Source organism: Sporosarcina sp. P26b, assembly GCF_002743245.1.
Classification (GTDB): Bacteria; Bacillota; Bacilli; order Bacillales_A; family Planococcaceae; genus Sporosarcina; species Sporosarcina ureae_C.
The window spans coordinates 1-13,257 of sequence record NZ_PDYW01000021.1 but is presented as its reverse complement, the minus strand read 5'-3'; the positions used below and the strand labels follow the sequence as shown (position 1 = coordinate 13,257).

The 13,257-nt window shown below is 40.7% G+C and carries 11 protein-coding genes; 7 read left to right on the top strand and 4 right to left on the bottom strand.

Going from position 1 to position 13,257, the window contains the following annotated elements:
• Positions 1-279: 279 nt before the first annotated feature.
• From jag to rpmH, 4 genes are all read right to left on the bottom strand, one after another.
• On the bottom strand, positions 280-1,092 hold the full coding sequence (gene jag / locus CSV69_RS13605) for an RNA-binding cell elongation regulator Jag/EloR (protein WP_085427698.1): 813 nt from the start codon (positions 1,090-1,092) through the stop codon (positions 280-282).
• Positions 1,089-1,865, bottom strand: a complete 777-nt coding sequence (yidC, locus tag CSV69_RS13600; RefSeq protein ID WP_199170428.1) for a membrane protein insertase YidC — start codon at positions 1,863-1,865, stop codon at positions 1,089-1,091. Before yidC ends, jag begins: the two co-directional genes overlap by 4 nt.
• A 94-nt stretch (positions 1,866-1,959) precedes the next feature.
• Positions 1,960-2,298, bottom strand: a complete 339-nt coding sequence (gene rnpA, locus CSV69_RS13595; RefSeq protein ID WP_099693689.1) for a ribonuclease P protein component — start codon at positions 2,296-2,298, stop codon at positions 1,960-1,962.
• A 118-nt stretch (positions 2,299-2,416) separates the two neighbouring features.
• Entirely contained in the window at positions 2,417-2,551 is a 135-nt protein-coding gene (gene rpmH, locus CSV69_RS13590; RefSeq protein ID WP_029054388.1) for a 50S ribosomal protein L34, read from the bottom strand.
• Positions 2,552-3,056: 505 nt separating this feature from the next.
• Here rpmH and dnaA point away from each other — a divergent pair.
• The 7 genes from dnaA to CSV69_RS13555 all read left to right on the top strand — a co-directional run bounded on the left by dnaA (position 3,057) and on the right by CSV69_RS13555 (position 13,007).
• On the top strand, positions 3,057-4,406 hold the full coding sequence (dnaA, locus tag CSV69_RS13585; protein ID WP_085427700.1) for a chromosomal replication initiator protein DnaA: 1,350 nt from the start codon (positions 3,057-3,059) through the stop codon (positions 4,404-4,406).
• Positions 4,407-4,577: 171 nt separating this feature from the next.
• Positions 4,578-5,714 carry a DNA polymerase III subunit beta gene (gene dnaN / locus CSV69_RS13580; protein ID WP_085427701.1) on the top strand — a complete coding sequence of 379 codons (1,137 nt, stop codon included), beginning with the start codon at positions 4,578-4,580 and terminating at the stop codon, positions 5,712-5,714.
• Between the two features lie 120 nt (positions 5,715-5,834).
• Complete coding sequence (gene yaaA, locus CSV69_RS13575; RefSeq protein ID WP_085427702.1) at positions 5,835-6,074, top strand: S4 domain-containing protein YaaA; 240 nt, start codon at positions 5,835-5,837, stop codon at positions 6,072-6,074.
• A complete protein-coding gene (gene recF, locus CSV69_RS13570; RefSeq protein WP_085427703.1) occupies positions 6,064-7,182 on the top strand; it encodes a DNA replication/repair protein RecF in 1,119 nt (372 codons plus the stop codon). The genes yaaA and recF overlap by 11 nt, the downstream gene beginning before the upstream one ends.
• Positions 7,183-7,224: 42 nt before the next feature.
• Entirely contained in the window at positions 7,225-9,153 is a 1,929-nt protein-coding gene (gene gyrB / locus CSV69_RS13565; RefSeq protein ID WP_085427704.1) for a DNA topoisomerase (ATP-hydrolyzing) subunit B, read from the top strand.
• A 65-nt stretch (positions 9,154-9,218) separates the two neighbouring features.
• A complete protein-coding gene (gene gyrA, locus CSV69_RS13560) occupies positions 9,219-11,753 on the top strand; it encodes a DNA gyrase subunit A (protein WP_099624943.1) in 2,535 nt (844 codons plus the stop codon).
• Positions 11,754-11,894: 141 nt separating this feature from the next.
• On the top strand, positions 11,895-13,007 hold the full coding sequence (locus CSV69_RS13555) for an HD-GYP domain-containing protein (protein ID WP_143560834.1): 1,113 nt from the start codon (positions 11,895-11,897) through the stop codon (positions 13,005-13,007).
• Positions 13,008-13,257 lie beyond the last annotated feature (250 nt).

The window sequence follows — 13,257 nt, the reverse complement described above, 5'->3', positions numbered from 1 at the left end:
CAAGCGTCATGTTAATTTATCATGTGCTAGCAGTCGACAAAGAACACTGTCGTTTCAAGATTTCTCATGTAGAAACTTTCTGAAAAGATAATATAGGAGCAAGAAAGTATGCAAGAAATCTAAAGAGTATTTGAGTGACTTACATGTGTATTGAGAAGGGAATTTACGCTCCAGACAGGACACGATCGCCCGCTAGAAGTGAAAGTTCCTAGCGCACAAAAGGTCATTCTCTACTTATACGCACTAAAAAACCCCGTAGAAGCTTCCACGGGGTTCGTTTTATTCGATTCCTTTGATGACGATGTGTCGGTATGGATCTTTTCCTTCAGAGAATGTCTCGATATCGAGTCTAAGTGATAATGCGTTATGGATGACCTTTCTCTCGTAGGACGGCATTGGCTCCAGTGCCACTTGACGTTTAGTGCGCACTGCGCGGTCTGCCATGCGATCCGCCAGCTGTTCTAGTGACTGCTCACGGCGCTCACGGTAATCCGCTACATCAATTCTTACAATCTTGAATTGCTTCGTTACTTTATTGGCGACGAGCTGCGCTAATTGCTGGATTGCATTAAGCGTTTGCCCTCTTTTGCCTATTAAGAACGCTGCCTTTTCACTCTCTAGCTGGAAGTTAATGTACTTCCCTTTTGTTTGATATGTGATGACTAAATCTTCAATACCCATTCCTTCAGCCATCTCTTCGATGTATCGCTTAGTTTCTTCAATTGCTTCTTTTTCATTATAAGTCTTAGTTTCTTGTGCTGGTTTGGCTTCTTCATCCATCACAGGCTCTGCTTTGACCTCAGGCTGTTGAACAACTTCTTGAGCCTCAGTCACAGGTGATGGCTCTTTACTGTCATCCGTTAGCGTCTGTGCCGGTTCAGTGACCGGAGTGACTACAGGTTTAGGGTCAGGCTTTGATTTCTTCAATACAGTTACATGCACTTCGGCTTGTTTTGAGCCAAAACCAAGAAATCCTTTTCTACCCTTTTCCACTACCTGTACCTCTACTTCATCTCTTGTTACACCCAGGTCCTGTAACGCTGATTCAATTGCTAGCTCAACTGTTGCTGCCCTTTGTGTAAGTTGTTTCATTTCTTTTTCCCTCCCGCTTTCTCTACTTCGACGTTTTTCGGCTTATCGAACGGCTTATAGATGAAAATGTTTTGGAGCAATGAAATGATATTTCCGACAATCCAGTATAAAGCAAGTGCTGCTGGTAAGAATGAACCGAATACCATGATCATAAATGGCATAATATACATCATCATCTTCATTTGTGGGTTATCCATTGCAGGCCCTGTACGTAGAACGGTCAATTGGAACAACCCAGCAATGACAGCAAATAAAATACTTGGTGAACCAAGTGCAACTCCAAAGAAGTTACCCAGTTCAATTGTCGGCGTCGCATTCATCCGGCTGATCGCGTGATAGAAACCAATAAATATTGGCATCTGAATGATAACCGGTAGACATCCTGCAACTGGATTGATTTTCTCGTTAATCATGATCTGTTGCATTTCTTCTTGATACTTCTTCTGGGTCACCGCGTCTTTGGATTTATATTTCTCTTTCAACGCTTTCAGTTGCGGCTGGATTTCCTGCATGCGCTTCGAACTTTTCGTTTGTTGAATGATCAATGGAAGCAATGCGGTACGAATGATTGCTGTAACGACGATAATTGCCAGTCCATATGTACCTAACCACGATTTGAATTTCATAATCAATGTGACGAGTGGCCACACGATATATTCGTTCCAGATACCTGTGCTTTCGGCCGTGATCGGCTCCTTGAATTCGGTACAACCTGCCATGAAGACAGCGACTACAACAAGTAGTGAAAGGAACACTAATTTCTTTTTCAACATTTTTTCCCCCAAACAGTCGCAAGATCATTTATTAAGTTTTTTTCAGTGTAACATGACGGCTTTAATCGTTCTACATCTTAATGAGACTTTAACTTTACTTAAATACCTTCGCGATTTTTAGTACATGTCGCAGATTTTTCTTGGCCGTATGGAAATCAAGCGTAGCGGCTTGATTTCTCGCGATAATAACATAATCCAGATCAGGTTTGACCTCATCTTTCATTTCCAGGAACGATTGTCGGATGTATCGTTTAATCCGATTTCGTGTGACGGCATTCCCTACCTTTTTACTGACAGATAAGCCAATTCTGAACTCTTCCTGGTCTTCCTTCTTATAGGTATAGACAATAAACTGTCGGTTAGCAAAGGACTTACCTTTTTTAAATACTGTCTGAAATTCTTTATTTTTTTTAATTCGCTGGTTTTTTTTCATATTGGCACCTGCTTTAATTTTCTTCCGCCACAGTCTGCTGATCCTCTAATGGTAGAGACTTGGCAGTCACTAAGAAATAGTCCAATAGCTAAAAAAAAGACCACTGATGTCAGTGGCCTTATGCTGAAAGAACTTTTCTTCCTTTACGACGACGAGCTGCTAGAATTCTACGTCCGTTTTTCGAACTCATTCTTTGGCGGAAGCCGTGAACTTTAGCGCGTTTACGTTTATTTGGTTGGAATGTACGTTTCATTTCGTAAGACACCTCCTGCTTTGATTGTCTCTTTTCCTACTATGACAGTCTTGAATAGTATAGCCACCCAGTAAAAGAATGTCAATGTTTTTCTATTCCTTAGTTTAGGATCCGCACGCAATACTTTTAATTGCCATATAGACTTATCCACAATACTCCATGACGCCGCTCTGGATGAATTGTTAATGGATTAAAATTGTGGATTTCTTATACCGGCAATTGTCGACAAGTTTTTCACATATCCAAGCCTGTGGATAACCACTTTATGCACAGTTAACGGAGTTGTGCATAAATCATCAGACTCCTTGTCAATATTCATTTTCCCTGTTACAATTAGAAAGCTTTTGTTGTGTATATAATTTATAGCTAAAATCTTATCCACATATGTGAATACAGTGTGGATAGTTTTTTCAACATGTTTCGATAATATTTATCCACAGCCATGGATACTGTGTATAAGCGCATTCAGGGCTTTTTAATATTTTATTGTAAAGGAGGCACACGTTTGGAAAATCTATCGAGTTTATGGGAACAAGTATTGAAGAATATTGAAGCTAGAGTTTCGAAGCCTAGTTTTGAGACGTGGTTGAAATCAACAAAATTACTAACGTATGAAGCAGAACATGCAACTATTTCTGTTCCAAACTCATTCGCTAAGGACTGGCTTGAAACACATTACGTCCATCTAATAACAGGGATTCTATCCGAACTAACGGGTGAAGATCGAATTGTTGAGTTTATCGTTCCGCAAGACATGGCGGAGAACGATATTAAATTACCAAAGCCAGAGCCTAAACCAGTAGAAAGAGCGCCTATGGCCAATTCAGCTGGCATGTTAAATCCAAAGTATACATTTGATACATTCGTCATTGGGTCAGGAAACCGCTTTGCTCATGCTGCATCACTTGCAGTTGCAGAAGCACCCGCAAAAGCCTATAATCCACTCTTTATCTATGGAGGCGTTGGATTAGGAAAAACGCACTTAATGCATGCAATTGGTCATTATGTACTGGAACAAAATCCCGCGCTAAAGGTAGTTTATTTATCATCTGAAAAGTTTACGAATGAGTTTATTAACTCCATACGTGATAATAAAGCCGGTGATTTTAGGGACCGATACCGTAGCGTAGATGTGCTATTAATTGATGATATTCAATTCTTGGCAGGAAAAGAACAAACGCAAGAAGAATTCTTCCATACATTCAATACGCTGCATGAAGAATCAAAGCAAATTATCATTTCCAGTGATCGACCTCCAAAAGAGATACCCACACTGGAAGACCGTTTACGTTCTCGCTTTGAATGGGGACTGATTACAGATATTGCACCGCCTGATCTTGAAACAAGAATTGCAATTTTACGCAAAAAGGCTAAAGCAGATGGTTTAGTCGACATTTCAAACGATGTCATGCTATACATTGCCAATCAAATTGATACAAATATTAGGGAACTAGAGGGTGCATTAATTCGCGTCGTTGCGTACTCCTCATTAGTAAATGCAGATGTCACGACAGATTTGGCTGCTGAAGCATTAAAGGATATTATTCCAAACTCACGTCCGCGGATTATATCGATTCTAGACATTCAAAAAGCCGTCGGTGAGCATTTTAATATTAGATTAGAAGACTTTGTAGCGAAGAAACGAACACGTGCTATTGCATTTCCACGGCAAATTGCGATGTTTCTTTCAAGAGAGCTGACAGATTCATCACTGCCGAAGATCGGTTCGGAATTTGGTGGTCGGGATCACTCCACTGTCATTCACGCACATGAAAAGATTTCGAAACAACTTGATATAGACAAATCACTACAACAAGATGTACAAGATATTAAAAAGGTTTTAGGAAGAGCCTAAAGAGTTGTGGATAACTGTGGACAAGTAATGCAAGGTCGTCCACTTGTTATGCACATGTGGGAAACTATGATTCTCATACATTCAAAAGGCTTTTCCACATATCCACAGCCCCTACTACTATTACTACTATATTTAATTACTTAATTATTATTATATAAGCGAGGTATCGATATGCAGTTTGAAATTATGAGAGATAGATTATTGGATGGATTGAGCGATGTTATCAAAGCGATCAGTTCAAAAGTGACAACACCTATTTTGACAGGTATCAAATTAGAAATTACTGAAAAGGGATTGACGATGACTGGAAGTGATTCAGATATCACGATATCTACTTTCATTCCAGTAGAAGAGGATGGTACACAAATCATTCAAACGATCCAACCAGGTACACTAGTATTACAAGCAAAAGTATTCAACGAGATTATTCGTAAGCTCCCAACTAATGAAGTCATGATTGAATTACGTGATGGAATGAAAACACATATTCGTTCTGGTCAGTCTGAATTCCATATTATTGCCCAAAGTGCTGACGAATATCCCATTCTGCCAGATGTAAAAGATGCAGAACGCTTTGAAATGCCAGCGGACCTGATGAAATCGCTTATCCGTGAGACTGTATTTGCTGTATCTCAACAAGAAACGCGTCCAGTTCTAACCGGCGTTCAATGGATTATGAAAGAGCAAGAGTTGTATTGCATTGCAACTGATAGTCACCGATTAGCTAGACGTATTGTGACACCTGAAATTCAAGCGAGCTCACCATTCAATGCAGTCATTCCAGGTAAAAGCCTTCAGGAGCTCAGCAAAATATTACCCGACGACTCGACTGCAGTAGAAATCTTCATTGCCAATCAGCAAGTACTATTCAAGTTGCACAATGTCTTGTTCTATTCAAGACTATTAGAGGGCAATTATCCCGACACCTCACGTCTGATTCCAACTGAATACAAAACGTCCATTACAATTAATGGTCGTAATTTGTTGCAAGCAATTGACCGTGCATCTTTGTTAGCGCGTGAAGATCGGAATAATATTGTGCACTTCTCAACAGACGGTAGTCCACATGTGCAAATCTCTTCAAACTCTCCGGATGTCGGAAATGTAGAAGAATTGGTAGAAGCTGTGCATATCGAAGGTGAACCTTTGAAAATCTCCTTTAGTGCAAAGTATATGATGGATGCATTGAAGGCAATTGATGGTCAGGATCTTAAGATTCATTTTACTGGCAGCATGCGACCGTTCATCTTAAAATCAATTGATAGCGAAGCAATATTACAACTAATTTTACCGGTTAGAACGTTTTAACCCGTAACTATAGAAAATATCTTTTAAAAGGGTAGTCAACATGTTGGCTACCTTTTTACTTATTGCGAAAAGTTAGGTAAACTAGAGGGACAGAATATTTTAAGAGGGATTGATAAAAAAATGGAAACAGTACAGTTTAATACTGAATATATAACGCTTGGACAATTACTAAAAATGACGAACGTGATCAGCTCTGGTGGAATGGCTAAATGGTTTTTAGGTGAAAATGTCGTCTATGTAAATGGCGAACCAGAACAACGACGCGGTAAGAAACTATATGACGGTGATGTAGTAAATATCCCGGGTGCAGGAAAATTCAAACTGTCATTGGATGAATCTGGACAGTCGGATGCATATTGATCGGCTAAAATTAACGAACTATCGAAATTACGAATCTTTGGAATTAGAATTCTCTCCCACAATGAATGTCTTGATCGGCGAAAATGCACAAGGGAAAACCAATGTCATGGAGGCTATTTACGTATTAGCCATGGCAAAATCCCATCGCACGTCAAATGATCGCGAACTTATACGTTGGGAACAAGAGTGTGGTAAAATAGAAGGGGACGTCCAACGTAAATTTGGACATATGCCGTTAGAGCTGACGATTTCCAAAAAGGGAAAAAAGGCTAGAGTTAATCATCTGGAACAAAATCGTTTGAGTATGTATGTCGGCCAGATGAATGTAGTCATGTTCGCGCCTGAAGATTTGAATATCGTAAAAGGCAGCCCACAGCTGCGCAGGCGTTTTTTAGATATGGAAATTGGACAGATTTCGAGAGTCTATTTGCATGACTTGGTCAATTTCCAAAAGATATTAAAACAACGCAATGCCTTGTTAAAAGCAAATCGAGGTAAATTGGATCTCCAGGATGTTATGTTCGATATTTACACAGAACAGTATATTCAAGTGGCAGTTCAAATTATTCGAAAACGTTTTTATTTCATGGAATTGCTACAAAAATGGGCAAACCCCATTCATCAAGGGATTTCACGTGGTCTTGAATCACTAGAAGTTTCATATGGGACTTTAAAAGATCTCCATTCTGGGCAGACTGCCAAAGAGATGGAAACAATATTTGCTGATCAGTTACAGAGTGTACGAAGACGCGAATTAGAACGAGGGCTGACACTGATAGGTCCACATCGTGATGATTTGCAGTTTTTTGTCAATGGGTACGATATTCAAACGTACGGTTCACAAGGGCAGCAACGGACGACTGCTCTTTCTTTAAAGCTGGCGGAAATTGAGCTAGTAAAGCAAGAAGTGGGCGAAACTCCGATTTTATTGCTAGATGATGTGTTATCGGAATTGGATGATTATCGACAATCACATTTATTAAGTACAATGCAAGGACAAGTACAAACATTTGTGACGACAACCAATATCGCAGGAATTGATCATAATACGATTCAGGAAGCAGCTATTTTTGAAGTGCATGACGGATCTGTCTCACGTAGAGAATAGGTCAGTACGGTTTGATAGGTTTGGAAAGGAAAGGTGAACACCTTGGCAATTGAAGATAAGGACATACAGACCGATTATGATGCAGGTCAGATACAAGTATTGGAAGGCCTTGAAGCTGTCCGCAAACGTCCCGGTATGTATATTGGGACTACAAGTGCAAAAGGACTTCATCATCTTGTATGGGAAATTGTAGATAACAGTATTGACGAAGCCCTCGCTGGGTACTGTGATCACATCGAAGTAACCATAGAAAAGGATAACTGGATTCGTGTAGCTGATAATGGCCGCGGGATTCCAGTAGGCATTCAAGAGTCAACAGGCAGACCCGCAGTTGAGGTCATCATGACTGTATTACACGCTGGTGGTAAGTTTGGCGGCGGTGGATATAAAGTTTCTGGTGGTCTACACGGCGTAGGATCTTCAGTTGTCAATGCTTTGTCAGAGAAGACGGAAGTCTATGTTAAGCGTGATAATAAACTATACGCAATTGAGTTTTCTAGAGGACCCGTCTCAAAAGAACTTGAAGTCATTGGAGAATCGGATGAAACCGGTACTACAATTCGATTCAAGGCGGATTCTGAAATCTTTACGGAAACAACGGAATATGAGTACAGCATATTGGCAACACGTTTACGTGAACTTGCCTATCTAAATCGTGGCTTACGCATTACCATTGCGGATGAGCGCGGTGAAGAAACAGTATCAGAACTGTTTCACTACGAAGGCGGAATCAAATCATACGTCCAGCATTTGAACGTAAATAAAGAACCGATTTTTGAAGATCCAATTTATACCGAAGGCGAACGTGATGGGATTACTGTTGAAGTGGCTATGCAATACAACAGTGGCTACGGAGAAAACCTATTGTCATTTGCGAATAACATCCATACGTATGAAGGCGGTACACACGAGCAAGGCTTCAAAACTGCATTGACTCGAGTGATTAACGACTATGCACGTAAAAACGGCTTATTGAAAGAGTCAGAAGATAATCTGACAGGGGATGATGTGCGTGAAGGACTAACGGCTATCGTATCCATTAAGCACCCTGATCCTCAATTCGAAGGTCAAACAAAAACGAAATTAGGTAACTCAGAAGTTAGCACGATTACGAATTCACTATTTTCCGAAGCACTGCAACGTTTCTTAATTGAAAATCCAGTGGTAGCGCGTCAAGTAGTGGGTAAGAGTACAATGGCAGCAAGAGCACGTATGGCCGCTAAAAACGCTCGTGAATTGACTCGTCGCAAATCGGCGTTGGAAATCTCGAGTTTGCCGGGTAAACTTTCAGATTGTTCTTCAAGAGATCCAGCTATCAGTGAATTGTATATCGTTGAGGGTGACTCAGCTGGAGGATCTGCAAAAAATGGTCGTGACCGTCACTTCCAAGCGATCTTGCCATTACGAGGGAAAATCCTCAACGTAGAAAAAGCACGTTTGGACCGTATCCTAGGGAACGCAGAGATTCGTATGATCATTACGGCACTCGGTACAGGAATCGGACCTGAATTCAACTTAGATAAAGCCCGTTACCACAAGCTTGTCATTATGACAGATGCTGACGTGGATGGAGCCCACATCCGGACGTTATTATTAACCTTCTTCTTCCGTTTCATGCGTCCGTTGATCGAGGCAGGCTATGTGTACATTGCACAGCCACCGCTTTACCGTGTGCGCGCAGGGAAAAAGGAAGAGTATTGTTATGACGAAGAGGCTTTGCAAGAAATCTTGAGCAGAATGCCAGCTTCACCGAAACCAGACATTACACGATACAAAGGTCTAGGTGAGATGAATCCAGAACAGCTATGGGAAACAACAATGGATCCTGAAAAGCGTACGTTCTTGCAAGTTCGTATGGACGATGCAATAGAAGCCAATGCAACATTTGAAGAACTAATGGGTGACGAAGTAGAGCCACGCAGAAAATTCATTGAAGACAATGCAGTTTTCGCACAAAATATCGATACTTGATTGATTGTGAATGAATTAGCATCGATCAAAATTATAGATATAAGTGGTGAAAGGAGCTTGACAACATGGCAGATTTGCCAAAAGGCGGAGTGCAGGAAATAAATATTAATACAGAGATGAGAACATCATTTCTGAACTATGCGATGAGTGTTATTGTTTCCCGTGCGCTTCCAGACGTTCGTGATGGTTTGAAACCCGTACATCGCCGTATCTTGTATGCTATGCATGATCTCGGCATTACCGCGGAAAAGCCACATAAAAAGTCCGCACGTATTGTAGGAGACGTTATTGGTAAGTATCACCCACACGGTGATAGTGCAGTATATGACACAATGGTACGGATGGCGCAAGACTTCAGTTATCGCTACATGCTAGTCGACGGACACGGAAACTTTGGATCTGTGGATGGGGACGGTGCAGCTGCAATGCGTTATACGGAGTCTCGTATGTCTCGTATAGCAATGGAATTATTACGCGATCTCAATAAAAATACAGTTGATTTCCAAGCAAACTATGACGAGCAGGAAAAAGAGCCTGCCGTCTTACCAGGCCGTTATCCAAACTTACTAGTAAACGGTACATCTGGGATTGCGGTAGGAATGGCGACAAATATTCCTCCCCATCACTTAGGGGAAACGATCGATGCTGTACTCGCCTTGGCAGAGAACAGTGCGATTACAACTGAGGAACTGATGGAAATCATTCCAGGCCCGGATTTCCCAACGGGCGGTATGATCCTTGGACGTAGTGGAATTCGTCGAGCTTACGAAACAGGCCGTGGTTCCCTAATTATCCGAGGAAAGGCAGAAATCGAAACGGCTGCAAACGGTCGTGAAACAATTATCGTCAATGAAATACCATTCCAAGTAAACAAAGCAAAGTTAATCGAAAAGATTGCGGAGCTTGTGCGCGATAAGAAGATTGAAGGCATTACGCACTTGGCAGATGAATCTGACCGCACAGGAATGCGAATTGTTATTGAAGTACGACGCGATGCCAATGCTAACGTTTTATTGAACAACCTGTATAAACAAACTGCCTTGCAGACTAGTTTTGGTATCAATATGTTGGCACTTGTAGACAAGCAACCAAAAGTGTTGCCATTGAAAGAAATTCTATACCACTACTTAGAACACCAGAAAGTGGTCATCCGTCGCCGTACACAATTTGATTTGAATAAAGCAGAAGACCGTGCGCATATCTTAGAAGGATTACGTATAGCTCTTGATCATATCGACCGCATTATTGCATTGATCCGTGCGTCTAAGACGACAGGGGAAGCAAAGGCAAGCTTGATGGAGACATTCGAGTTATCCGATCGTCAATCACAAGCTATTCTCGATATGCGTCTACAACGCCTAACTGGATTGGAAAGAGATAAGATTGAGTCTGAGTACCAGGAGTTGCTGACACTTATTGCCGAATTGCGTGCAATTTTGGCGGATGAAGTAAAGTTAATTGAAATTATCCGTGAAGAATTGACTGAAATTAAAGAGCGTTTTTCTGACGAACGTCGAACAGAGATTATGCTTGGCGGTTCTGAAATGCTTGAAGATGAGGATTTAATTCCCGTGGAAAACTCCATTGTGACATTAACTCATCAAGGATATATTAAACGTCTACCAGCCAATACGTATCGCAGTCAGAAACGTGGCGGTCGTGGAATTCAAGGTATGGGCACGAATGAGGATGACTTTGTAGAGCACTTGTTAAATACATCTACGCATGACACGATTTTACTGTTTACGAGCAGAGGCCGTGTATTCCGTAAAAAAGGCTATGAAGTTCCTGAATACAGCCGTACTGCCAAAGGCTTGCCGATTATTAATTTGCTAGACTTCCAAAAAGGTGAAAAGGTTACGGCCATGATCCCAATTGATGAGTTTACTGAAGATCATTACTTGTTCTTCTCGACAAAACAAGGTGTTATTAAACGAACGTCGATTATGGACTATGCCAATATTCGTGCGAACGGCTTAATTGCACTAGGATTGCGTGAAGAAGATGAATTGATATCCGTTAGATCTACTGATGGAACGTCAGATATTGCGATCTGTACAAAACAAGGTATGATGATTCGTTTTGACGAAGAAACTATCCGTCCGCTCGGCAGAACTGCCGCAGGTGTACGTGGTATCAGATTGCGTCTCGAGGATGAAGTAATTGGCATGGACATTGTAGATGCTGGAGACGACATCCTTGTAGTTACTGAGAAGGGGTATGGTAAACGTACGCCTGAAAGTGAGTACCGATCCCAATCACGTGGCGGTTATGGACTAAAAACTATGCATATGACAGATCGAAATGGCGGTATTGTCGCGATGAAGTCGGTTAACGGAGAAGAAGATTTAATGTTAATTACGATTCACGGGATTTTAATCCGTATGTCGATCGGTGATATTTCTATATTTGGTCGATCTACACAAGGGGTACGACTTATTCGCTTGGCTGATGATGAACGAGTAGCAACAGTCGCAAAGGTGGAAAAAGACGATGACCTCGAAGAAGAGATTGAGGAAGAGCTTGACGATCAAGTGGAAACATCTGAACAGGTATTGCCAGAGACGGAAATAGATACTGAACTAGATTCAGAAGAATAAGCAAAAGTTATTGGAGAGGTAAATTAAACCTCTCCAATAACTTTTTTGCTTTCAATAGGAAAATTTGCTCAGACATCTATCCATATAATTGAGAATATTATATGATAATAGATAGAGCGAACAAGAAATCAGGTGAAAACGTTGGATATTTACAAAGAGGTAAGTGAATTGAGGCCCGGTAGTTTTCTAAAAGAGGATCTGTATGTCAATACGAAAAACCCGATTATGGTCAAAGACACGAAGTTAATGCTAGAGCATTTCGAAATTCTTCATTCATTTGGTATTACCCGCGTTTTGGTTGAATCAAAGGCACTTAGTAAAACAGACCAAGGACCTGTAGAGCAAATAACGGAAGTAAAACTAACACCAGAAGTTGAAAAGCTGATGAATCAAAGTGCCCCTCCAAAGTCGAGATCATTGGAAACATTATATGACGAGGCAGTAGAATCATATAGAAAAGAATTTATCAATTATAGATCAGGTAAGAAACTAGACGTCGCGGCAGTGCGAACAATTGTTTTACCGGTAATTCAAGCATTTTTGGAAAAGAAGGAATACGTTAGAAGACTAAATGAGTTTTCCTCCATGCAAAACTATCGCGCACATCATTCTATTAGTGTAGGGATTCTAGCAGCATTAATAAGTGATGCTATGGGGTACCCAAGAGGACAAGTACTACAAATTGGTATAGCTGGCGTATTAGCGGATAGCGGTATGGCTAAAGTAGATGAGAAAATCATTGATAAAGTCGCGTTCCTAACAGGCGAGGAATTGAATGAAGTAAAGAAACACGTGATTCACAGTTTCCAAATGGTTAACGACTCTTCATTAGTACGACAGGAAATGAAAGTAGCAATTCTCCAGCATCATGAGCGTTTCGATGGCAGTGGTTATCCGAGAGGGCTGAAAGGACAAGAGATTACGGAAATCTCCCAAATACTTTCAGTGGCGGATGTATACCATGCGATGGTGTCGGAAAGACCGTACAGACAAAAGGAAAGTTCTTTCAAAGTAATTGAGTTGATGAGGGAAGAGGAATTTGGCAAGTTTGATATGAAGGTAATTGAAGTATTACACGAACTGATCAATAAGCTTTCAATTGGAACCAGATTAAAACTAACGACCAATGAGATAGCCGAAGTTATTTATTTACACCGAGACTTCCCATTGCGTCCGATAGTGAAGATTTTAGATACAGGCATCCATATTGACTTATCATCTAACAGAAAAATATCCATCGTTAAGGTCTTTTAATACATCAAACCCTAAATAAAGATACAACTACAAACAACTAAAGAGAATATGAAGTCTTTAAATCACCATTGCATAAGTGATTTGTATCTTTCTTTCATTGTAGGTACGCGGTTTCACCATTCTTTTTTAAAAGAATGGTGAAAAAGCTTGCATTCCTTTAAACACGGTGGTATATTTATAAGCGTCGCATTGAGCAGTTGCGAAAACATCAAACTTAATAAAGAAAAACATTTTAAGTGAAAGTGTTGAC